Here is a 19579-nt window from a genome sequence, read left to right as displayed (position 1 = left end):
TCATGAGCGACACAAACGCCTCGTTTCAGGCCGACGAGCCATTCTTTCAGGCGCTACTCACCCCGCACCGGTCTCTGGGCCGGACAGGCTTCTTCATCCTGATGGGCGCGCTGCTGTTCGGCTGGCTGGTGACAGGCGCGGTTTTCCTGTCGCGCGGCGCCTGGCCGGTGTTCGGCTTCTTCGGCCTCGACGTGGTCGCCGTCTACATCGCCTTTCGCATCAACTATCGTGCCGCTCGCGCACGCGAGGAAGTCTCGGTCTCGCGCACCAGCCTCGACATCCGCAAGACCGCCCCCTCGGGGAAATCGGAAGCGCATCGCTTCAATCCGTTCTGGGCACGGTTTTCGATCGCCCGCCACGCCGAGATCGGCATCACAGGGATGACGGTGGAAGGCGAAGGGCAGAACGTGCCGATCGGATCGTTCCTGGACCCCGATTCCCGCGAGAGCTTTGCCACCGCCTTTTCGCGGGCACTGGCGACCGCCAAGGCACGCTGAGCCTGCCACGAGCGGTTCCTGGGCTCGAATTCCGTGTCCATCTGGGTATGCGCCGCAGGAAGGCAAGTTTCGGGTGGCGATCGACGCCCCGAGGGGCGATATTCCGGCTCAAGGAGACAGTTCCATGAGCACACACACCGCAGTCCTCAAAAAGGACATCACGCCTGAAGGCAGCGACTACGAAATCGTGCGCCGTGCCATCGAGAAGATCAGTCTCGACTATCGCGATCAGCCTTCCCTTGAAGAACTGGCCGAGGAGGTTGGCGAGACTCCGACCGGCCTGCAAAAACTCTTCACCCGCTGGGCCGGCCTGTCGCCCAAGGCCTTCCTGCAGGCGGTGACGCTGGACCATGCGCGCAGGCTGCTCGATTCCGGCATGCCGCTGCTCGAGACCTCGTTCGAACTGGGCATGTCCGGCCCGGGCCGGCTGCATGACCTGTTCGTCACCCATGAGGCGATGTCGCCGGGCGACTACAAGACACGCGGCGCCGGGCTCACCATCCGCTACGGCTTCCATTCCTCGCCGTTCGGCACCGCCCTGATCATGGCCACCGAGCGCGGGCTCGCCGGCCTCGCCTTCAGCGACCCCGGCGAGGAACGCGCCGCCTTCGCCGACATGTCCAGCCGCTGGCCGAACGCCGTCTATGTCGAGGACATGACTGCTACCGGTCCCTATGCCGCCCGTATCTTCGACCCGACGCTGTGGCGCCCCGACCAGCCGCTGCATGTCGTCATGATCGGCACCGACTTCCAGGTTCGCGTCTGGGAGGCGCTGCTCAAGATCCCGATGGGTAAGGCCCGCACCTATTCCTCGATCGCGGCCAGCATCGGCGCACCGTCCGCCAGCCGTGCGGTCGGTGCGGCCAACGGCGCCAATCCGCTCTCTTTCGTGGTGCCTTGTCACCGCGCCATCGGTAAATCAGGCGATCTCACCGGCTATCACTGGGGCCTGACCCGCAAGCGCGCCATTCTGGGCTGGGAAGCCGGGCAGGTATCGTAATATCGATTTTCCTCGGCCTTATTAAGTATAAGCGCGATTTAGACTGTGGTTTCTGCCGTTGCAACCGAGGGCAACCTGCGGTCCCTGTAGTTGTTATTTTAAGCCGTTATTTTAGGTAACTCTAAATTAACCACGATAAAGTGATGATGCCCTCATATTAATCCGGACGATCCGGCTTGATAGGAGGTCCCGATGACATTGTTTCGCGCCGCCTGCGGCGCAGCTCTGCTGGTTGCCAGCATCGACGAGGCCGCGTTGGCCGCGACACAGAATGTCATCTTCAATGGCACGATCGCGCCCACCTGCACGCTTGTCGTTGCCACCAACGGCACGATGACGGCCAGCCCCGATCTCCAGTCCCTCAGTTCCCACAACAGCGGCGGCTCGGCTGGGACCGTGACGCTGACGACGACCGGAGGTGTGTCGCTCAGCGTCGATCCGGTCACCACCATGACGGTGCCATCGGCAGACAGCACGTCGACGACCTGGACGCCGACCTACTCCGCCGCCGGCGCGCATGCCATCGGTGAGACCGGCTCGGCAACCAGCATCACCACACCCGGCGCCGATCTCGTCTCGGTTCACCTCGCCGGAACCAAAGGCGGCAGCAATCGCTTCGCCAACGGCAATTATCAGGCAACGGTAACGCTGCGCTGCGAATGACGCGCAGCGAAGGAGGGGTCGTTGAAACATGTTCGAATCCTGGCGACGGCACTGGCCATCGGATTGACACCCAATGCCGCCAAGGCCCAATCGATGTCGCCGATGCGTGGCGAGATCAACAGCTTCACCGACGTCTTCGCGGTCCGCATCTTCCCTGCCAATCCCTACGACAGGAAGATCCGGGTCGAAATCCACGTCTACGATCAGGATTTTCAGCCGGTAGATGCCAGGATCTCTCCAAATGTCTTCCAACTGGCTTCCCAGGCTTCCCGTTCTGTCCTTGTGGTCGTGCCCTTTGACGGCGCGGCCGAGCGTAAAGTGCGTATCTGTACCGAAAGCATCCCCTTTCCCAATCAACAGACGCAGATAAGGGCACAGATATGCGGAAAGTTCTTTGGGCGCCGCAAGTCCTGACACTGGCGCTCGCGGCTGCTTGGGCGTGTGCCTCGCCGGCCGGGGCCGAGGACGTCTACAATCTCAACCAGAATGAGAGCGGCTTCAACCTGCCCGGTGTCACCTTGCCCCAGGGCCAGGACGAGGTCCGTGCCGCGGACGGCACCACATGCCGTTCCGCCGTCTCCGGCTCCGGGGCCTATGTCGATCTCGGCGTTATCAGAGGCAACAGCCAGTCCGACAATGATGTCGCCACTTACGGCCGGGTGGTGATCCCGATCGGGCGTACGCCGAAGCGCGTCGATTGCAGCCGCCTCTATGAGCTTGAGGTCGAGCGCCTGCAGTTGGAACTGAAGCTCCTCAAAATGGGCCTCGGCGCCGACGGCCAGACGGCGAGCGTGGCCGCCAGCGCTTCCACGGCCGCGTCACCGGGGTGGGCCAATGAAGGCTGGAGCATCAGGACCGGAAATGGTGATGGCAAGAAAAAGAAGAAGCAGTAGCCGCGCGCTGTTTGCGATGGCGGCACTTGCCGGTTCCTGCCTTCCGGTGCAGGCGGCGATCATCGGCACCTGCACCATCATGGTCGGGGCGTCCGGAACGATGAAGGCCAATCCCGCCATCAGCATACTGAGCTCCAAACAGGCAGGCGGATCGAGCGCCAGCGCCACCGTGGTGGCAAGTTCCCTGTTGTGCTCGATACTTAACTTGCTTGACTGCTATTCGGTTTCGGCGCCGGCGCCTGCCGCATTCTCCTCCGCGCCGAGCGGCGGCGGCACCAACGTGATCTTCGCTTCAGTCTTCCGCCTCGATGGCTCGGGGGTCGATGTCAACGGAAGTGTGCCGCAGAGGGTTGCCAACGGCACCCACGCGATGCAGGTCGACCTCACCGCCACCAAGTCGAGCGGTATCTTTCCCGCCGGCAACTATCAGGGCACGGTCACCGTGCGCTGCGAATAAGGCCACGACACCTCAAATCGGACTGGACCATGCGCGTGGTCTGGCAAGCCGCGGCCTTACAGGTTAGCTTTCACGCAATCGGAACGATCTGCGTTCGCCCGGACGCACGAAGACGCTCCGATATTTTGAATTTGCGTTGCCAGGAGGCCCTGCTTGATTATCGTCATCGGCTCGATCAACCTCGACCTTATCGCCAAGGTCGACCGCTTGCCGAGCCCCGGCGAGACGGTGGGCGGCTCGGCCTTTACCACCGAACCTGGGGGCAAGGGCGCCAACCAGGCACTGGCCGCCGCACGCGCCGGCGCCTCGGTGCGCATGGTTGGCGCCGTCGGCAGGGACAGCTTCGCCGCCGAGGCACTGGCCTTGCTGCGCGACGGCAAGGTCGACCTGTCCGGCGTTGCCGAGACTCATGCCTCGACCGGCACGGCACTGATCATGGTCGCCGACGACGGCGAGAACATCATCGCCGTGGTGCCGGGCGCCAACGCTTCCGTGGTGCCAGGCGATCTCTCCAAGGCCTTTCTGAAAAAAGGCGACGTCGTGCTGCTGCAAAATGAGATTCCGCTGGCCACCGTCGATGCCGCCCTCGACCAGGCAAGGGCGGCCGGCGCCATCACCGTGCTCAACACGGCGCCTTTCCAGGGGCAGGCAGCCGGCTTTCTCGGCAAGGCGGACTATGTCGTCGCCAACGAAACCGAGTTCGACCTCTATGGCGAAGCGCTGTCGCTGCAAGGCCGCGACCGGGCGGCCCGTATGCGCGACTTTGCCGGAAAGACCGGCCGCACCGTCGTCGTCACGCTCGGCGGCGACGGCGTGATGGCGGCAACGCCGAGCGAATTCCTCACCGTTCCGGCACGCAAGATCACCCCTGTCGACACGGTCGGCGCCGGCGATACGTTCTGCGGCTATTTCGCCGCCAGCCTGTCGTCGGGCCTCACGCTCGAACAGGCGCTGGCGCGCGCTGGCGCGGCCGGTTCGCTGGCCTGCCTGAAGCCTGGCGCCCAACCGGCGATCCCGCTCGCCAAAGACGTCGATCAGGCGCTGCAGGAAACCCATTAAAATGCTGCGTCCTCAAACGAAACATGCCGTGCAGCCGGCAAGCGACATCTGCCGCCTGTCCGCGGTCGAACTTGCCGGCGCGATCCGGGAGAGAGAGCTTTCCGTGCGCGAGGTGGTGGCGGCATTCCTCGATCGCATCGAGGCGGTCAATCCGCTGGTCAACGCCATCGTCTCCTTGCGCGATCGCGCCGATATCCTGCGCGAAGCCGATGCGGCCGATGCCAGCCTGTCGCGAGCCGAAGCCGCGGCTCCGCTCTTCGGCCTGCCCATCGCCATCAAGGATCTCGCCTCGACTACGGGCCTCAGGACCTCCTTCGGCTCGCCGATCTTCGCCGATTTCGTGCCGCAGGAAGACGATTTCTTCGTCGAGCGCATCCGCAATGCCGGCGCCATCATCATCGGAAAGACCAACGTCCCCGAATTCGGGCTTGGCTCCAACACCTACAACGCCGTGTTCGGGCCGACGCTGAACGCCTTCGGTCCGGCCTTGACCGCCGGCGGCTCGAGCGGTGGCGCGGCGGTGGCGCTGGCGCTTAACATGGTGCCTGTCGCCGATGGCAGCGACTTCGGCGGCTCGCTGCGCAACCCGGCCGCCTGGAACAATGTTTTTGGCTTCCGCCCGTCGCAAGGACTTGTTCCCGGCGGACCCGATTTCGAAGTCTTCCATGCGCAGATGGGCGTCGACGGGCCGATGGGCCGCAACGTTCGCGACATGGCCCTGCTGCTCGATGTGCAGGCCGGTTACCACCCGCACGCGCCATTGTCCTACGAGAAACCCGGCTCGTTCCTCGAAGGGCTTGGAATACCGGCAACTGCTGGCCGCATCGCCTGGCTCGGTGACCTCGGCGGTCATCTGCCGGTTGAAACAGGCATTCTCGGCCTGTGCGAGGCGGCACTCGGCCGCTTTGCGGAAGCATCCTTCGCGACTGAACCGTTGCTGCCGGATTTCGATTTCGAAGCGCTGTGGCAGGCCTTCGTGACGCTGCGCCAGGCCAGCAGCGGCTGTGCGCTCAAAACCCACTATGACGACCCCGCCAAGCGCCGCATGCTCAAGCCGGAAGCCATCTGGGAAGTGGAGAACGCCATGCGGCTGACGGCGCCGCAGATCCGCGCCGCCTCCGTGACCCGTACATCCTGGCATCGCATGCTGCTGTCGATCTTCGACCGCTATGATCTGATTGCGCTGCCGACAGCGCAGGTCTTCCCCTTCGATGTCGGCACCCATTGGCCGCGTGAGGTCGCCGGACGCGCGATGGACAGCTACCACCGCTGGATGCAGGTTTCCGCCTTCGCGACCCTGGGCGGCTGCCCGGCGGTCAACGTGCCGGTCGGCTTCGACGATAGAGGGCGGCCGATGGGCATGCAACTGATCGGCCGGCCACGCGGCGACCTTGCCGTACTGAAGGCGGCGGCGGCCTATGAGGCCACACTGCCCTGGCAGGCCGGCGCCTGAACCGGTCGGACTGGCGTGTCGCAGGGCGCTGGTTAGCGGCTTGCACCGGCTGCGCTGCTATGCATTGATTATCCTCAGCCGCGCCGCCTCGGCGGTATTCCTGGGGAAAAATCATGTCGCTCGAACTCTACGCTGCCTATGTCCTCGCTTGCATCGTTATCATCCTGGTGCCCGGTCCGACGGTCACGCTGATCATCGCCAACAGCATTCGCCACGGCTCCCGCGCCGGCCTCGCCAATGTCGCCGGCACGCAGGCCGGGCTTGCCGTGATGATCGCCATCGTCGGCATCGGCCTCAACACGCTGATCGCAGGCATGGGCCATTGGTTCGAGTGGGTTAGGCTGATCGGCGCCGCCTATCTGATCTGGATGGGCGTGCAGATGTTCCGTTCCAAGGGCACGCTGAATGCCGATGGAACGGCCAGGAAACCGCGCGGCGGCTTCTTCCTGCAGGGCCTGCTGGTGGCGCTCAGCAACCCCAAGACGTTGATCTTCTTTGGCGCCTTCTTTCCGCAGTTCATTTCGCCGCAAGGCAACTACTCGCTGCAGATCGCCATCATGGGCCTGACCGCCATGATCTTCGCCGCCTTCTCGGATTCGACCTATGCGCTGGCCGCCGGCCGCGCGGGGCGCCTGCTGTCGGCCAGCCGCATCAAGCTTTTGTCGAGGATCAGCGGCAGCTTCATGGTCGGTGGCGGCCTATGGCTGGCCTTTTCGAAGGCGAAGTAGCAGCAGCCGGGAGCCAGGACTCAAGCAACAGCAAGACCGATTGAAAGCCGGCCTTCTCTACACCACATGAATAGCGGGTTGGGGATTCATGCTGGTGTCATGGACTTTTGCGGATGTGAAAGGGCACGTGCTGGGTGTGGTCCTCATTGTCGCGGTGTTCGCGGCGGTGTTGATCGTCGATCCCATCAAGTGGACGAATAAGGCCAGCCCGATCCGGTCGGTCGAAATGATTGATGCGACGGTCAACAGCGGTCAGGGCGAGGGTCAGTACATCCATTACTTGCTGTTCCTTGGGGATGGTTCGACGGTGCTCGTTTCTGACGATCGCCCACGCTTGATGGGCTCGACCATCAAACTTGAGCGCGTTACGCGTGAAAACGGCTTCGTCTTTTACCGGTTTCCAGATGAGCGGCGGCCGGCCGATGTTTTTCCCAAGCCAAAGCAGCAATCATTGAAAAAATTTTGAACACGATCTATTGAATGCGGTGTTTGCCACTAGCAAATATAGCGCATGGGGCAAACACGGCTTTCTCTTCGGAATCGCCTGCTTCTGCTTAAGGAAGAATATCGAGACGCTGTCATTTGCGTCAGTTTCTTCTGTGCGGTCGCTCTCATGAAACCTTGCCTGGCCTAATCAGGCAGGACAGCCCGATCATCGATACGCGACGGGTTAGCGGCATTGTCGAATACGCCACAACGCCGATGAATCCGAACGCCTCCGTCGGTCAGGGACTTCATTTCACATATCAAATCCGCCTCCAGGACAGCGGCGCCATCGTTTTTGTCGATGGCGAGGTCGAGACGCCGCATGTGATTGGATCCCGCGTTTCGGTCGAACGCCGGCACCACAAGAACGGCACCGACACCTACCTATTGCTTAGGGGATAAGCGTCATGGCCAAGGCCCGGCATTCCCTTGCCTGGATGACCCTGCAGGAGAACCTCAGGGGCATTCTCGTCACCATCCTTGTCGTGGGCGTCTGCGCACTGGCGATCGGCATCCCGATTGCAAGGCAAAGCAGCCCCATCGTCAATGTCGAGCGCCTGACCGGTACTGTGGTCAACGTTCTCAACACGACTCCGGACCCCGAAAGCTCGGCGGGCAGGGGGTTCAGCTATTTGTATGGTATCCGCCTCGACGAAAATGACCGCCTGGTCTTCGTCTACGGCGATGCGACAGCGCCGCGAGCCATCGGCTCGAAGGTCTCGGTCGAGCGGCAGCATCGCCGCAACGACACCGAAACATACCGCCTGCTCCGCCAGTAGTCGAGTATCGCCCAGAAGCTCTACGCCTCTGGGCGAACCGTATGCATCAAGGGATGGAGGTTCTAAAGCCGCCCCAGCCTCTCCACCAGCAATGCGAAGAATCCGTCATGGTCGATGTCGCGCATCACCATGGCGTTCTTCGGCCGCTTGGTGACGCCCCACCAGTCGATCACGGTCATGCCCATGGTCAGTTCCGAGGCGGTTTCCACGCTGACGTTGCAGTTGCGGCCCTTGAACAGGTCAGGCTTCAACAGATAGGCGATGACGCAAGGGTCGTGCAGCGGGCCGCCGTCGGTGCCGTATTTCTCCTCGTCGAAGCGCTCGAAGAATTCCAGCATCTCGGCGGTGGCGGTGCCGACCTTGGTGCCGAGCGCGCGGAAGGTTTGCGTGCGCTTGGCGGTGGTCAGCGCCTTATGGGTGACATCGAGGGGCATCATCACGATCGGAATACCGGATTTGAACACGACATCGGCGGCCTGCGGATCGACATAGATGTTGAATTCGGCGGTCGGGGTGACATTGCCGCCCTCGAAGAAGCCGCCGCCCATCAGCACGATTTCCTTGATGCGCGGTGCAATGCGCGGCTCGCGGATCAGCGCCAGCGCAATGTTGGTGAGCGGGCCGAGCGCACAAAGCGTGATCGTGCCGCTTTCTTCGCTCATCAGCGTCTCGACGATGAAATCGACCGCGTACTGGTCCTGCAGTTTCATCGTCGGTTCTGGCAATTGCGGTCCGTTGAGGCCGGTCTTGCCATGCACTTCCTCGGCGGTGACCAATTCGCGCATCAGGGGCCGGATGGCGCCGGCATAGACCTTGATGTCCGGGCGGCCGGCCAATTCGCAGATCTTGCGGGCATTCTTTTCGGTAAGCTTCAGCGGCACGTTTCCGGCAACGGCTGATATGCCGACGATCTCCAGTTCGGAGCTGCCGAGCGCCAGCAATATGGCGACGGCATCATCCTGACCGGGATCCGTGTCGATGATGATCTTGCGTGATTGGGGCATTTCAATTCCTTGTTTGGCGAGGTCGTGGGCTTGAACCGATCCGATCGAAACATCCAAATGACGCCGAAGCGGTCGCGAGCTGCCATGTCGAACCGCTCGACCGGGAAAGACAATTCCCGACCTGCGCGCTTCTCCTTGCATCTGCTCGCCGTTTCAAGCGCCATGTCGATCATTCCTGTGAGTCCACGCCTGGTCTTTTTGGGCGGGTCTGTTGACGGCTTGAACTTGGTCGCGGGGCGGACCATATCAAGGCCATCGGGAAAAATGCCATCTGGGTTTTTCCACTTTATGTCGCTCTTGAGAGGACAGTGTAACATGAGCCGAATGACGCCCTTTTCCAGCCCGCTTCTCCTTGGTTTCGACGCCATGGAAAAGACCCTGGAACGCCTGGCGAAATCCGGCGACAGCTACCCTCCCTACAACATCGAACGCCTCAGCGGCGCCGACGGCAAGACCGAAAGGTTGCGCATTACATTGGCGGTCGCCGGTTTCGCCGAAAGCGATCTCGATGTCACCACGGAGGAAAACCAGCTGGTCGTGCGCGGCCGTCAGACCGACGACACCGAGCGCGAATTTCTTCATCGCGGCATCGCCGCGCGCCAGTTCCAGCGCTGTTTCGTGCTGGCCGACGGCATGCGGGTGATCGCGGCGGAGTTGAAGAACGGTCTTTTGTCGATCGACCTCGATCGGCCGGAGTCCGAACGGCTGGTACGGAAAATAAACATATCGGTGAAAGACTGATCTTTACCACTGCATCGGCCGGAAATCGGCTCCGACTTTCCGAAAGCACGATGCAGCAAATTGAAATGGCTCTCATGCGGGATGGCCTTGAGCGGCGTCCTCGCGCCAAGGAGGCTTTGAAATGACCAGAACTGAAAATATCACCATGACCAATGGCGAATTCGCTCATCTCGGCGAGGGCTCGGTCGCTTATCTCAGAAAGGTCTCGAGCGACGAATTGCTCGGCCGTTTCCCCAATCTCGGCGAAATCGCCCCCGGCATGGAACTGTGGGCCTTGTTTGCCGCCAATGGCCAGCCGATCCTGCTTTCCGATGCGCGTGACCGCGCTCTGGCCGGCGCCATGGAAAACGACCTGACCACCGTCGCCATTCATTGACAGCGATTCCGGCTGAAACGGAAAGGGCCGCCCATGGCGGCCCTGTAGCGATATCATTCTCGAAATTCAGGCCGCGTGCGAAGCCTGGGTGTCCGACAAAAGCGCGTGGATAGCGGCGGCGTCGCGCGTACCCCTGATCTTGGCCACCGTGTCGGCATCGCGCAGGACCCGCGCGATGCGCGACAGTGCCTTGAGGTGGTCGGCGCCCGCCCCTTCCGGCGCCAGCAGCAGAAACACCAGATCGACGGGCTGATCGTCCAGCGATTCGAAATCGACAGGCGTCTCCAGCCGGGCGAAAACACCTGCGATGCGCTTCACGCCGGCCAGCTTGCCGTGCGGAATGGCGATGCCGTTGCCGACGCCGGTCGAACCCAGGCGCTCACGCTGCAGGATGGTGTCGAACACCTCCCGCTCCGGAATGCCGGAAATCGCCGCTGCCCGTTCGGACAGCAGTTGCAGCAGCTGCTTCTTGGAGTTCGCCTTCAACGCCGGCAGTATCGCCGGAACGTTGATAAGATCGCTCAGATCCATGCTAGAAAATCCCTTGTTCGCCTGCCGTCACCAGTCCCCACCCCTCGTGCGGCCGGCTCTTATTGCCGTGCGACCCTTGTCGTCACCGTGCGACCTTTGTCGTCACGCTTGCGCGACCTTGGTCGTCGATGGGTCGATCCAGCCGATATTTCCATCGGGTCGGCGATAGACGATGTTGAGATGGTCGGTTCCCGCATTGCGGAAGACAAAGACCGGGCTGTCCTTGGTGTCGAGCTCGATGACCGCCGACGCCACCGACATGGTCTTCAGCGTCATGGTTGATTCGGCGACGATGGCGGGCGCGAAATTCTCCGGAATGTCCTCGTCGTCATCGGCAAGCGGCGCCATCACCGTGTAGGCGATGTCGGTCGGCTGGCCGTTGGCGGCGCCCGAGTTGTGCGATTTCAGCCTGCGCTTGTAGCGCCTCAGGCGGGTTTCCAGACGGTCCGCCGCCGCCTCGAAGGCTAGCGTCGGATCCTGGGCATCGCCGGTGGCCTGCAGCGAAGCGCCGGAATCCAGCCGGATCATGCAGTCCGCCGAGTAGCGCGAGCCCGATTTGATGACCGTGACATGTCCGGCAAAGCCGCGATCGAAATATTTGCCGATCGCTTCGCCGACGCGATCATTGATGCGTGTCCGAAACGCATCGCCGATATCCATGTGTTTTCCCGATATGCGCAGATTCATCTGAAAACTGACCTTCCTTGCTCAGGCTTCAAACTGGCCCGAGTTTATACTCGTGATCCGTGCGCACAAGCTTTGCGGCGTCACTTGCGCCGATTTTAAATCCAAACTTTCCGGTTGATCACAAGCCGCCCTTTGACCGTCCCGAGGCCAACGTCGTGACGGACCATCCGCATGCGGGCATCTAGCCCGTCTCATGCGGGCGGGCTTCTAGCCACTTCACCGCGGCTTGTCAATGAAGTGCCGGCCTGTGGAAAATCGACCCGCTCAGCGCCCGGCGCTAGCCATCGCCCGTTTCTCGCGTCGGCGCTGCACCGAAGAGGGGATATTCATGCCTTCCCGGTACTTGGCGACCGTACGTCTTGCAATGTCGACGCCACTTTCGCGCAACATGTCGACGATCGCGTCGTCGGAAAGCACGTCGACGGGTTTTTCCTCGTCGATCAACTGCTTGATGCGGTCACGCACGGCTTCCGAGGAATGCGCATCGCCGCCGCCCGACGCGGCGATCGAGGCGGTGAAGAAGTAGCGAAGCTCGAACACGCCGCGCGGCGTCAGCATGTATTTGTTGGCTGTGACCCGGCTAACCGTCGATTCGTGCATGCCGATGGCGTCGGCCACCGTGCGCAGATTGAGCGGCTTCAGCTGCCGCACGCCATGGACGAGGAAGGCATCCTGCTGGCGAACGATTTCCGAGGCGACCTTGAGGATGGTCTTTGCCCGCTGGTCGAGGCTGCGCGTCAGCCAGTTTGCATTCTGCAGGCATTCGGCCAGAAAATCCTTTTCGGCCTGGTTCTTGGCCTGCGGTGAGACCTGGGCGAAATAGATATGGTCGACCAAAACCCGCGGCAGCGTTTCGGCGTTGAGTTCGACCGTCCAGCTGCCGTCATTGGCCGCGCGCACCTCGACATCGGCGACGATCGCGTCGCTGGCGCCGCCCGAAAACGCCATGCCCGGCCGGGGATCGAGCGCCCGGATCTCCGCCAGCATGTCGAGCAGATCCTCCTCGTCGACACCGCATATCCGTTTCAATGCATGAAAATCACGTCGTGCCAGGAGTTCGAGATTGGCGACCAGCGCCTTCATCGCCGGATCGAGCCGGTTGCGCACCGCAAGTTGCAGCGACAGGCATTCGGCCAGGTCGCGGGCAAACAGGCCAGCCGGCTCGAAGGTCTGACACACCGCCAGCACCTTCGCCACGGCAGCGGCATCCGCACCGAGACGAGCGGCGATCTCGGCCAGGTCGGCACGCAGATAGCCGGTCTCGTCAAGGCCGTCGGCGAGTTCGGCGGCGATCAGCCGTGCAGCCGGGTCAGTGAAGGCTAGCGCCACCTGTTCACCGACATGGTCGCGCAGCGTGATCGCAGCAGTCGCCATATCGCCGGCGTCAAACCACTCGGATGAGGAACCCGCGCCATTGCCCGAAGCCGATTTCCATTGTGCCGTCAGGTCGGGACCGAGCCGCTCGCTGGTCCCCGGGTCGTCGGGGAACAGGTTTTCCAGCGACGTGTCGAGCTTGTCCGAGATCGCCTCGGCGCTCCACTGCGTCTCGTTTTCGAACCAGTCGCCTTCGGCGGTGGCTTGCGGCTCCGCCTCGATCTTCTGCGCCTGGTCGCTGGCGGCATCGTCCTGCGGCTCGGCGCGCTCCAGCAGCGGATTGCGCTCGATTTCCTCGTCGATGAAATGCTCAAGCTCGACATGGGTGAACTGCAGCAGCCGAATCGACTGCATCAGCTGCGGCGTCATCACCAGCGACTGCGATTGTCGTAGCTGTAGTTTGGCCGCCAACGCCATGGTTCGGTTTCAAACGCCTCGTCTACGCATCCCGACTTCCGGGCAAGAATTTTGCAGCCGGCCATAAAACTGGCCCGGCTTTTGCTTGTCAAGGCAATTGGTAGCAAAACGCGCTTACCGGAGCGTTATCCCGGAGCAAAATCGAGAAAAAGCGCCGCTCGAACCGGAAAAATCGTGTCAGGAAACAAATTTCACGCTCAGAGCAATTCCAGGAAAAGTGAGAGACGGCTTTCCCGGGAAAAGCGCATAGCGCTTTCCCTTGGGAATTGCGTCAAGACGAAAAGACGGAGCGGATTGGCGTTTTCCGTGAAACGACGAACCGTTCAGAGCGTAAAACCCTCGCCGAGGTAAAGTCGCCGCACATCGGGGTTTGCCACCACCTCGTCGGCCCTTCCATGGGTCAGCACCTGGCCGGCATGGATGATGTAGGCGCGGTCGATGAGGCCGAGCGTTTCGCGCACATTGTGATCGGTGATGAGGACGCCGATGCCGCGCGCCGTCAGGTGGCGCACCAGTTGCTGGATATCGGCGACGGCGATCGGATCGATGCCTGCGAAAGGCTCGTCGAGCAGCATGTAGGCCGGACGCGTCGCCAGCGCTCGCGCGATTTCCAGGCGTCGCCGCTCGCCGCCCGAAAGCGACATGGATGGCGCCTTGCGCAGATGGCTGATGTGGAATTCCTCGAGCAGTTCGTCGAGATTGCGCTCGCGCACCTTGCGGTCCTTTTCGACCACTTCCAGCACCGCGCGGATATTCTGCTCGACATTGAGACCGCGGAAGATCGACGCTTCCTGCGGCAGATAGCCGATGCCGAGGCGTGCGCGACGGTACATCGGCATCGACGTGACGTCGAAGCCGTCGATCTCGATCGTGCCTTCATCCACCGGCACGAGGCCGGTAACCATGTAAAAACAGGTCGTCTTGCCGGCGCCGTTGGGGCCGAGCAGCCCAACGGCCTCGCCGGCGCGCACGCCGATGGTGACGCCGCTGACGACCTTGCGGCCCTTGTAGCTCTTGGTCAGCCCCTTGGCGATCAGTGTTCCCTTGAACTTTCCCGCATCGACGGTCACCGTGGCCGGCGCCGAAAGCTTGCCGGCGGCCCGTCCCGGAAGACGCGCCGTCAGCGACGACAGGCTGGCCATCAGGGGTTCGTCGCTCCCGATTTCGGCGGCGGCGTGATCGACATCTGGACGCGTTGCCCAGCGCATGGATCCACCTGAGCCAGCCCGCTTTTCATCTGCACGGTAAGCTTGCAGCCCACCAGAATGTTGTCGTTTTGCGACAGAACGACCTTTTTGCCCGAAAGCACCAGCACCTGGCTCTTCATATCGAAGCTGCCTTGATCGCCTGTCGCGACCTGCGCATCCGACTTGATGTAAACCTTGTCGGAGATCTCCAGGTGATCGATGTTGGCCGAGCCCGTCATCGCCGCACCCGCGGCCTCCGTGCCCTTGGCAGCGGCGTTGGGGTCCTTGACGTAGTAGACCGTCATCTTGCCGGCCTTCATCAATGTCGGCCCCTGGACGACACTGACATTGCCCGTGAAGATGGCGACACTGTCGGCCTGGCGGACTTCCAGCTTGTCGCTCTCGATCTGGATCGGCTTGTCGCCGGACAGCTTGAGGCCTGATTGACTGGTCGTCTGCGCCCACGACGGCACGAGTCCGAGCAGCAGCAACGCTGAAGTTGCAGCCGCGAGCCGCGTCGAACTACTGAGCCGCATTGGTTTCTCCGCTGTTTCCCTGTGCCGCCTTCAAGGCGGTGGAATCGATGTTGACGCGCACTTTGTTCTCGAAAACCAGAACCTTGCCATTGTCCTGGACCGACATCGTATCCGCCGTGATCCGCGACCCGCCACGGCTGACATCGACGGGATCTCCCGTCTTCATAGTGCCTTTGCCCATGTCGAGGAAGACCGATTTGAACTTGGCCTGCATGCCGTCGGTCGTGGTGATCGTCACGTCGCTGGTCAGGTTCATCGTATTGCCGTCGCGATCGTAGGTGCCGTGCGAGGCCTTGACCGCCGCCACATTGTCGGGCGCGATCGGCACCTTGGCGTCGATGCCTTCCAGCTCGATGATACCTTGCGTGCTGACATCCTGAATGGCACGCAGCGCCGTCATCGAATAAGGCTGCTTCTGCTTGGTGAAACCGTTGAGCTTGGGATTGGCCATCACCAGCTTGCCGTTGGAAAAGGCAGTGCCTTCCGCCTGAACCTTCACGGCGACGGGTGCGGCGAGATAGGAATAGACCGGGAAAGCGACCGCTATCAGTGCCGCGGCCACCGGCACGGCAAATTTGAGAACGCGCACGCGGCGCGAATGACGCTGTGCACGGTCGAAAGCGTCGCCGCGCGTCCGGCCGTCCGCCGGGGGAGCCAACACCGCCTCGGCGTTGGTCGGTTCAATCGGTCGCGCTAACATTCACTGCTTTCTTTAACCCTGCCCACCCTTGAGCACCGCCTATAGGTGGGACGCCGGCGCTTTCAAGCAAGCACAAGCCCACGAAAACTGCAAAAATGTGACAGCCGCCTTTGTACAGACGAAAACGAGGTCCGCACAACTGCGTGTTCTCCATAGCAGAAACAGACACGCGGCGTAAAATTTATCCGTCGTCGGTCTCGTCGCCGACCTGGGGCGATTGCACAAACATGTGAGCAGACCAATACTTGTAGAGCGCCTAGCCGAGGCCGGCCGACTGTCGACGAGGATGGCCACCTCACGTCCAGGTGCTGACTTGTCTCGCCATACGCAAAAGAGAACTGCTTCCCGATGAGAGGATCATGGTCTAAAAGCGTCCCCTTCCGCCGACTGAAAGGCTGACCATGGCACTGAGAGCCGACGACCTGATCGACCGCCGCCGTTTGCGGCGCCAGCTGACATTTTGGCGCGTTGTTGCCATAGGCATCGTGGCCCTTGGAATGATTGCGCTTTCAACCTGGTTCTATGGCGACGATTTCGGCGGCTCGACGGTCGACCATATTGCCAAGGTCAAGATCGAAGGCACGATCACCGAGGACGAGGAACTGATCAAGCGCCTGGAAACCATCCGTCTTTCATCGAAGGTGAAAGGGGTGATCCTGTCGATCGATTCGCCTGGCGGCACCACCGTTGGCGGTGAATCGATCTATGAAGAAGTGCGCAAGCTTGCCGCCGACAAGCCGGTGGTGGCGGAAGTCGGCACGCTCGCCGCATCGGCGGGCTATATGATCGCCAGTGCCGCCGATCACATCGTTGCCCGCAAGACCTCGATCGTCGGCTCGATCGGCGTGCTGATCCAGTATCCCGACGTCAGCGGCCTGATGGACAAGCTCGGTGTCAAGCTGGAGGAGGTGAAATCCTCGCCGCTGAAAGCCGCGCCCTCTCCCTTCAAGCCGACCAATGACGACGAGCGCGCGATGGTTCGCAAACTCATCCTCGACAGCTACGACTGGTTCGTCGACATCGTCGCCGAACGCCGCAAGATGACCCGCGAACAAGCGCTGATGCTTGCCGACGGCTCGATATTCACCGGGCGCCAGGGCGTTGCCAACGGGCTGATCGACGCCGTCGGCGGCGAGGCCGTAGCGGTCGACTGGCTGGCCACCAAGGGCGTCGATGCCAAGCTCAAGGTCGTCGAGTGGAAGGATACCGAACGGCGCGGCGGCTTCCTGTTCTCGAAAGCGATGGCGCAAACCATCAGCAGTGCGCTCGGCCTGCCCGCCTACAGCGGCGACGTCATCCATGAACTCGGAGCCGACCGCTTGTTTCTTGACGGTCTCGTTTCCGTCTGGCACCCTTGAGACGCCGTTTGGGGCAAGTGAAAAAAGCAAATAAAATCATCCTCATAATTTTGACCGCACTGCTTTCACGGGGACCCGTCTCATGATCAAGTCCGAACTTGTGCAGATTATTGCCACGCGCAATCCGCATCTTTTCCTGCGCGACGTCGAAAACATCGTCGGCGCCATCTTCGATGAAATCACCGACGCCCTTGCCGAAGGCAACCGGGTCGAGTTGCGTGGCTTCGGCGCTTTTTCGGTGAAAAATCGTCCCGCCCGCACCGGCCGCAATCCGCGCACAGGCGAATCCGTCGAGGTCGAGGAGAAATGGGTGCCGTTCTTCAAGACTGGTAAGGAACTGCGTGAAAGGCTGAACGGCGGCAAGTAGGCGCGACGTCAGCGCCTGACGGCCTTCGGACAGGCCAGCTTCCGACGGAAAACATCATGTTCAATCGCTTCATGCTCATCGCGATCTTCGTGCCCCTGGCGATCATCCTGATCGCACTCGCCGTTGCCAACCGCGAACTGGTCGCCTTCACGCTGGATCCGTTCAACCCCGGCAATCCGAAGCTGACCCTGACTTTGCCGCTGTTCATCTTCCTGTTCCTGGCACTCGCCATCGGCATGATCGTCGGCAGCCTGGCAACCTGGGTCAAGCAGGGCCGCTATCGCAAGCTGGCCCGCCAGCGCGGCGTCGAGGCCGAGAACCTGCGCCAGGCGGTCAGCCGTGCGCCGGCGGTATCACAAAGCCAGGCTCCGGGAACGGCCCCAGGCTCCGCCCACGGGTCCGCCCAAGGGTCCGCATTGCCGAAGCCGACCGCTTGAACCGCCTGTTGGCGGTTTTGTCCCCACGGAGTTTTGCATGCTGACCATTTCGGCCGCAGAGGTTGACCATGCCCTGAGCTTTGCCGGGCTGGTCGAGACGCTGCGCATGGCGTTTCGCGACGGTGCGGTGCAGCCGGTCAGGCATCATCATACGATCGAGCGGCCAGATGGTGCCGCCTCCACCCTGCTTTTGATGCCGGCCTGGACCGATCTCAACGCGGCCGGCACGTCGGCCGGCGGTCACGTCGGCGTCAAGATCGTCACTGTCTCCCCCGACAACAATGCCATCGGCAAGCCGGCGGTGATGGGACTCTATCTCCTGCTCAATGGCGCCACCGGCGAACCTGAAGCCTTCATCGACGGCCAGCGGCTGACACAGTGGCGCACCGCCTGTGCTTCGGCGCTTGCGGCTTCCTATCTCGCCCGCGACGACGCCTCGCGCCTGCTGGTGGTCGGCGCCGGCGCGCTGTCCCCCTTCCTCGCCAAGGCGCACTCGGCCGTGCGGCCGATCAAGACCATCCGCATCTGGAACCGCACCCCGGCCAATGCCGAGAAAGTCGCGGCCGATCTGCGCGCCGAAGGCTTTGCGGCCAGCGCCGCAAGCGATCTCGATGCCGAGCTTGGGCAGGCCGACATCGTCGCCTCAGCAACGATCACGACGACGCCGTTGATCAAGGGTGCATTGTTGCAGCCGGGAACCCATGTCGACCTGGTCGGCGGCTTTACGCCGACGATGCGCGAGAGCGACGACGACGCGATCAGGCTTGCCCGCGTCTATGTCGACACCCGCGCCGGCGCCACCAAGGAAGCCGGCGACATTGTCCAACCGCTGGCCTCCGGCGTGCTGAAGCCGGAAACCATTGTCGCCGATCTGCACGAATTGGCGCGCGGCCAGAAGAAGGGCCGCGAGAGCGCCGGTGAGATCACGCTGTTCAAGTCGGTCGGCGCGGCGCTCGAGGATCTTGCCGCCGGCATTGCCGTCTACAAGGCGATGAAGACTTAATTCGCTGCCGCAGCCGTTTTGGCGCCCATCGCCTCTGCGATCAGAGCAAAATCGGCCGCGCTGACCGAAAACAGGCCAAAGCGAAGCTGATAACCCCAGTTCGACTTGCCGACGGTGAATTCGAGCTTGTCGAGCAGCGGCTTGATCGGCGCTTCCTCGGCCTTCGCCCACGCCACATGGCGGCGGAACGGCGTGAAGCCGGCACTCATATCGCCCTGATAGGGCTCGCCTTCCCGCACGATGCCGATCGCGGTGAAGGCCCGCAGGCCATCTTTCTCGCCCAAAACAGTGTTCGGCGAGTAGTAGACGATGCCATCGCCTAGCTTGACGCGACGCAGCGGTGCCGCCTTGCCGTGGTTGACCTGCATGAAGCCGGCTGCGCGGCCCCGCCGGACATGTTCGGCCGACGCCACGGCGATCCAATACGCGCTCATTTATGGTTACCATTGGCCTGTTCGCCATCGGACAGCCAGTAGACGCGCAGGCGATGATTGTCGGGATCGAGCGCGACAAAAGTACGGCCGAAATCCATGTCGGTCGGCGTCTGCAGGATATTCAGCCCGCGCCCGGACCAGTCGGCATGGGCGGCATCGACCGCATCGGGCGTATCCAGCGCAAACACGATTTCGGCGCCACCGCCTGATGCGGCGGCTGCCGGCTCCGCCGTATGGCGCGACCAGAGGCCGAGCTTGAAGCCGGCATCGAGCACGAACAGCACGAAGGTCGGCGAACTTTCGACCGGCTGACGGCCGAGCAGCGCGCTGTAGAAGGCGCCGCTCTGCTGCGGCTGGTCGACATAGAGGATGACGAAATTCGGGGTGGCCATATCTGCTCTCCAAGGTTCGG

General features: G+C 62.3%; 27 protein-coding genes. 17 read left to right on the top strand and 10 right to left on the bottom strand.

What is annotated here, in order from left to right:
- Positions 1 to 2: 2 nt before the first annotated feature.
- The 10 genes from NKJ67_RS07935 to NKJ67_RS07890 all read left to right on the top strand — a co-directional run bounded on the left by NKJ67_RS07935 (position 3) and on the right by NKJ67_RS07890 (position 7216).
- Positions 3 to 497: a DUF2244 domain-containing protein gene (locus NKJ67_RS07935; RefSeq protein WP_352580993.1), complete on the top strand. Its 495-nt coding sequence runs from the start codon at positions 3 to 5 to the stop codon at positions 495 to 497.
- Positions 498 to 621: 124 nt separating this feature from the next.
- Positions 622 to 1497: a methylated-DNA--[protein]-cysteine S-methyltransferase gene (locus NKJ67_RS07930; RefSeq protein WP_127267099.1), complete on the top strand. Its 876-nt coding sequence runs from the start codon at positions 622 to 624 to the stop codon at positions 1495 to 1497.
- 192 nt (positions 1498 to 1689) lie between these two features.
- On the top strand, positions 1690 to 2160 hold the full coding sequence (locus NKJ67_RS07925) for a hypothetical protein (protein WP_352580992.1): 471 nt from the start codon (positions 1690 to 1692) through the stop codon (positions 2158 to 2160).
- A gap of 21 nt (positions 2161 to 2181) precedes the next feature.
- A complete protein-coding gene (locus tag NKJ67_RS07920) occupies positions 2182 to 2574 on the top strand; it encodes a hypothetical protein (RefSeq protein ID WP_352580991.1) in 393 nt (130 codons plus the stop codon).
- On the top strand, positions 2541 to 3053 hold the full coding sequence (locus tag NKJ67_RS07915) for a hypothetical protein (RefSeq protein WP_352580990.1): 513 nt from the start codon (positions 2541 to 2543) through the stop codon (positions 3051 to 3053). Before NKJ67_RS07920 ends, NKJ67_RS07915 begins: the two co-directional genes overlap by 34 nt.
- The gene (locus tag NKJ67_RS07910) at positions 3028 to 3510 is read left to right on the top strand and encodes a hypothetical protein (protein WP_164898499.1); all 483 of its coding nucleotides are present in this window, start codon (positions 3028 to 3030) and stop codon (positions 3508 to 3510) included. The genes NKJ67_RS07915 and NKJ67_RS07910 overlap by 26 nt, the downstream gene beginning before the upstream one ends.
- Positions 3511 to 3663: 153 nt before the next feature.
- Entirely contained in the window at positions 3664 to 4569 is a 906-nt protein-coding gene (locus NKJ67_RS07905; RefSeq protein ID WP_352580989.1) for a ribokinase, read from the top strand.
- A gap of 1 nt (position 4570) precedes the next feature.
- Positions 4571 to 6022 carry an amidase gene (locus NKJ67_RS07900; RefSeq protein ID WP_352580988.1) on the top strand — a complete coding sequence of 484 codons (1452 nt, stop codon included), beginning with the start codon at positions 4571 to 4573 and terminating at the stop codon, positions 6020 to 6022.
- A gap of 113 nt (positions 6023 to 6135) precedes the next feature.
- A complete protein-coding gene (locus tag NKJ67_RS07895) occupies positions 6136 to 6750 on the top strand; it encodes a LysE family translocator (RefSeq protein WP_352580987.1) in 615 nt (204 codons plus the stop codon).
- 88 nt (positions 6751 to 6838) lie between these two features.
- Positions 6839 to 7216, top strand: coding sequence for a hypothetical protein (locus NKJ67_RS07890; RefSeq protein WP_352580986.1), 378 nt, complete (start codon positions 6839 to 6841; stop codon positions 7214 to 7216).
- Between the two features lie 164 nt (positions 7217 to 7380).
- On the opposite strand, the gene NKJ67_RS07885 is transcribed toward NKJ67_RS07890, so the two are convergent.
- Positions 7381 to 7560, bottom strand: coding sequence for a hypothetical protein (locus tag NKJ67_RS07885; RefSeq protein WP_352580985.1), 180 nt, complete (start codon positions 7558 to 7560; stop codon positions 7381 to 7383).
- 83 nt (positions 7561 to 7643) lie between these two features.
- On the opposite strand from NKJ67_RS07885, the gene NKJ67_RS07880 reads away from it, so the two are divergent.
- Entirely contained in the window at positions 7644 to 8015 is a 372-nt protein-coding gene (locus NKJ67_RS07880) for a hypothetical protein (RefSeq protein ID WP_127328303.1), read from the top strand.
- A 62-nt stretch (positions 8016 to 8077) separates the two neighbouring features.
- Here the strand turns inward: NKJ67_RS07880 and NKJ67_RS07875 are convergent, their stop codons facing one another.
- Positions 8078 to 9019 (bottom strand): nucleoside hydrolase, encoded by a 942-nt coding sequence (locus NKJ67_RS07875; protein WP_352580984.1) that lies wholly within the window; start codon positions 9017 to 9019, stop codon positions 8078 to 8080.
- Positions 9020 to 9334: 315 nt separating this feature from the next.
- On the opposite strand from NKJ67_RS07875, the gene NKJ67_RS07870 reads away from it, so the two are divergent.
- Positions 9335 to 9760, top strand: a complete 426-nt coding sequence (locus NKJ67_RS07870) for an Hsp20 family protein (protein WP_023760739.1) — start codon at positions 9335 to 9337, stop codon at positions 9758 to 9760.
- Between the two features lie 121 nt (positions 9761 to 9881).
- Entirely contained in the window at positions 9882 to 10136 is a 255-nt protein-coding gene (locus NKJ67_RS07865; RefSeq protein WP_023760740.1) for a BQ00720 family protein, read from the top strand.
- 66 nt (positions 10137 to 10202) lie between these two features.
- On the opposite strand, the gene ptsN is transcribed toward NKJ67_RS07865, so the two are convergent.
- The 6 genes from ptsN to lptC all read right to left on the bottom strand — a co-directional run bounded on the left by ptsN (position 10203) and on the right by lptC (position 15568).
- The gene (ptsN, locus tag NKJ67_RS07860; RefSeq protein WP_013529589.1) at positions 10203 to 10667 is read right to left on the bottom strand and encodes a PTS IIA-like nitrogen regulatory protein PtsN; all 465 of its coding nucleotides are present in this window, start codon (positions 10665 to 10667) and stop codon (positions 10203 to 10205) included.
- Positions 10668 to 10769: 102 nt separating this feature from the next.
- Complete coding sequence (gene hpf, locus NKJ67_RS07855) at positions 10770 to 11354, bottom strand: ribosome hibernation-promoting factor, HPF/YfiA family (RefSeq protein WP_013529588.1); 585 nt, start codon at positions 11352 to 11354, stop codon at positions 10770 to 10772.
- Positions 11355 to 11618: 264 nt separating this feature from the next.
- Complete coding sequence (gene rpoN, locus NKJ67_RS07850; RefSeq protein WP_127267109.1) at positions 11619 to 13145, bottom strand: RNA polymerase factor sigma-54; 1527 nt, start codon at positions 13143 to 13145, stop codon at positions 11619 to 11621.
- Between the two features lie 323 nt (positions 13146 to 13468).
- Entirely contained in the window at positions 13469 to 14287 is an 819-nt protein-coding gene (gene lptB / locus NKJ67_RS07845; protein WP_013529586.1) for an LPS export ABC transporter ATP-binding protein, read from the bottom strand.
- Positions 14287 to 14868, bottom strand: coding sequence for an LptA/OstA family protein (locus tag NKJ67_RS07840; RefSeq protein ID WP_127328297.1), 582 nt, complete (start codon positions 14866 to 14868; stop codon positions 14287 to 14289). The genes lptB and NKJ67_RS07840 overlap by 1 nt, the downstream gene beginning before the upstream one ends.
- Entirely contained in the window at positions 14855 to 15568 is a 714-nt protein-coding gene (gene lptC / locus NKJ67_RS07835; RefSeq protein WP_127269996.1) for an LPS export ABC transporter periplasmic protein LptC, read from the bottom strand. The genes NKJ67_RS07840 and lptC overlap by 14 nt, the downstream gene beginning before the upstream one ends.
- A gap of 401 nt (positions 15569 to 15969) precedes the next feature.
- On the opposite strand from lptC, the gene sppA reads away from it, so the two are divergent.
- The 4 genes from sppA (at position 15970) to lhpI (ending at position 18733) form a co-directional block, all read left to right on the top strand.
- The gene (sppA, locus tag NKJ67_RS07830; RefSeq protein WP_352580982.1) at positions 15970 to 16926 is read left to right on the top strand and encodes a signal peptide peptidase SppA; all 957 of its coding nucleotides are present in this window, start codon (positions 15970 to 15972) and stop codon (positions 16924 to 16926) included.
- 82 nt (positions 16927 to 17008) lie between these two features.
- A complete protein-coding gene (locus NKJ67_RS07825; RefSeq protein WP_006200394.1) occupies positions 17009 to 17293 on the top strand; it encodes an integration host factor subunit beta in 285 nt (94 codons plus the stop codon).
- Positions 17294 to 17349: 56 nt separating this feature from the next.
- Complete coding sequence (locus NKJ67_RS07820) at positions 17350 to 17730, top strand: LapA family protein (protein ID WP_023812534.1); 381 nt, start codon at positions 17350 to 17352, stop codon at positions 17728 to 17730.
- A 37-nt stretch (positions 17731 to 17767) separates the two neighbouring features.
- Positions 17768 to 18733: a bifunctional Delta(1)-pyrroline-2-carboxylate/Delta(1)-piperideine-2-carboxylate reductase gene (lhpI, locus tag NKJ67_RS07815; RefSeq protein ID WP_352580980.1), complete on the top strand. Its 966-nt coding sequence runs from the start codon at positions 17768 to 17770 to the stop codon at positions 18731 to 18733.
- Here lhpI and NKJ67_RS07810 read toward each other — a convergent pair.
- Positions 18730 to 19167 (bottom strand): EVE domain-containing protein, encoded by a 438-nt coding sequence (locus tag NKJ67_RS07810; protein WP_352580978.1) that lies wholly within the window; start codon positions 19165 to 19167, stop codon positions 18730 to 18732. The two genes, lhpI and NKJ67_RS07810, sit on opposite strands and share 4 nt — an antisense overlap.
- On the bottom strand, positions 19164 to 19559 hold the full coding sequence (locus NKJ67_RS07805; RefSeq protein ID WP_352440857.1) for a VOC family protein: 396 nt from the start codon (positions 19557 to 19559) through the stop codon (positions 19164 to 19166). The genes NKJ67_RS07810 and NKJ67_RS07805 overlap by 4 nt, the downstream gene beginning before the upstream one ends.
- Between the last annotated feature and the right edge of the window lie 20 nt (positions 19560 to 19579).

It is taken from the genome of Mesorhizobium sp. M0088 (assembly GCF_040322895.1).
In the GTDB taxonomy this organism is placed as follows: Bacteria; Pseudomonadota; Alphaproteobacteria; order Rhizobiales; family Rhizobiaceae; genus Mesorhizobium.
This window is presented reverse-complemented; position numbering and strand designations above follow the sequence as displayed.

Excerpts from the sequence above, each read along its gene's own strand:
- NKJ67_RS07935 (WP_352580993.1), top strand. The coding sequence starts at position 3 with ATGAGCGACACAAACGCCTCGTTTCAGGCCGACGAGCCATTCTTTCAG.
- NKJ67_RS07930 (WP_127267099.1), top strand. The coding sequence starts at position 622 with ATGAGCACACACACCGCAGTCCTCAAAAAGGACATCACGCCTGAAGGC.
- NKJ67_RS07925 (WP_352580992.1), top strand. The coding sequence starts at position 1,690 with ATGACATTGTTTCGCGCCGCCTGCGGCGCAGCTCTGCTGGTTGCCAGC.
- NKJ67_RS07915 (WP_352580990.1), top strand. The coding sequence starts at position 2,541 with ATGCGGAAAGTTCTTTGGGCGCCGCAAGTCCTGACACTGGCGCTCGCG.
- NKJ67_RS07910 (WP_164898499.1), top strand. The coding sequence starts at position 3,028 with ATGGCAAGAAAAAGAAGAAGCAGTAGCCGCGCGCTGTTTGCGATGGCG.
- NKJ67_RS07900 (WP_352580988.1), top strand. The coding sequence starts at position 4,571 with ATGCTGCGTCCTCAAACGAAACATGCCGTGCAGCCGGCAAGCGACATC.
- NKJ67_RS07895 (WP_352580987.1), top strand. The coding sequence starts at position 6,136 with ATGTCGCTCGAACTCTACGCTGCCTATGTCCTCGCTTGCATCGTTATC.
- NKJ67_RS07890 (WP_352580986.1), top strand. The coding sequence starts at position 6,839 with ATGCTGGTGTCATGGACTTTTGCGGATGTGAAAGGGCACGTGCTGGGT.
- NKJ67_RS07885 (WP_352580985.1), bottom strand. The coding sequence starts at position 7,560 with ATGCGGCGTCTCGACCTCGCCATCGACAAAAACGATGGCGCCGCTGTC.
- NKJ67_RS07880 (WP_127328303.1), top strand. The coding sequence starts at position 7,644 with ATGGCCAAGGCCCGGCATTCCCTTGCCTGGATGACCCTGCAGGAGAAC.
- NKJ67_RS07875 (WP_352580984.1), bottom strand. The coding sequence starts at position 9,019 with ATGCCCCAATCACGCAAGATCATCATCGACACGGATCCCGGTCAGGAT.
- NKJ67_RS07870 (WP_023760739.1), top strand. The coding sequence starts at position 9,335 with ATGAGCCGAATGACGCCCTTTTCCAGCCCGCTTCTCCTTGGTTTCGAC.
- NKJ67_RS07865 (WP_023760740.1), top strand. The coding sequence starts at position 9,882 with ATGACCAGAACTGAAAATATCACCATGACCAATGGCGAATTCGCTCAT.
- ptsN (WP_013529589.1), bottom strand. The coding sequence starts at position 10,667 with ATGGATCTGAGCGATCTTATCAACGTTCCGGCGATACTGCCGGCGTTG.
- hpf (WP_013529588.1), bottom strand. The coding sequence starts at position 11,354 with ATGAATCTGCGCATATCGGGAAAACACATGGATATCGGCGATGCGTTT.
- rpoN (WP_127267109.1), bottom strand. The coding sequence starts at position 13,145 with ATGGCGTTGGCGGCCAAACTACAGCTACGACAATCGCAGTCGCTGGTG.
- lptB (WP_013529586.1), bottom strand. The coding sequence starts at position 14,287 with ATGGCCAGCCTGTCGTCGCTGACGGCGCGTCTTCCGGGACGGGCCGCC.
- NKJ67_RS07840 (WP_127328297.1), bottom strand. The coding sequence starts at position 14,868 with ATGCGGCTCAGTAGTTCGACGCGGCTCGCGGCTGCAACTTCAGCGTTG.
- lptC (WP_127269996.1), bottom strand. The coding sequence starts at position 15,568 with ATGTTAGCGCGACCGATTGAACCGACCAACGCCGAGGCGGTGTTGGCT.
- sppA (WP_352580982.1), top strand. The coding sequence starts at position 15,970 with ATGGCACTGAGAGCCGACGACCTGATCGACCGCCGCCGTTTGCGGCGC.
- NKJ67_RS07825 (WP_006200394.1), top strand. The coding sequence starts at position 17,009 with ATGATCAAGTCCGAACTTGTGCAGATTATTGCCACGCGCAATCCGCAT.
- NKJ67_RS07820 (WP_023812534.1), top strand. The coding sequence starts at position 17,350 with ATGTTCAATCGCTTCATGCTCATCGCGATCTTCGTGCCCCTGGCGATC.
- lhpI (WP_352580980.1), top strand. The coding sequence starts at position 17,768 with ATGCTGACCATTTCGGCCGCAGAGGTTGACCATGCCCTGAGCTTTGCC.
- NKJ67_RS07810 (WP_352580978.1), bottom strand. The coding sequence starts at position 19,167 with ATGAGCGCGTATTGGATCGCCGTGGCGTCGGCCGAACATGTCCGGCGG.
- NKJ67_RS07805 (WP_352440857.1), bottom strand. The coding sequence starts at position 19,559 with ATGGCCACCCCGAATTTCGTCATCCTCTATGTCGACCAGCCGCAGCAG.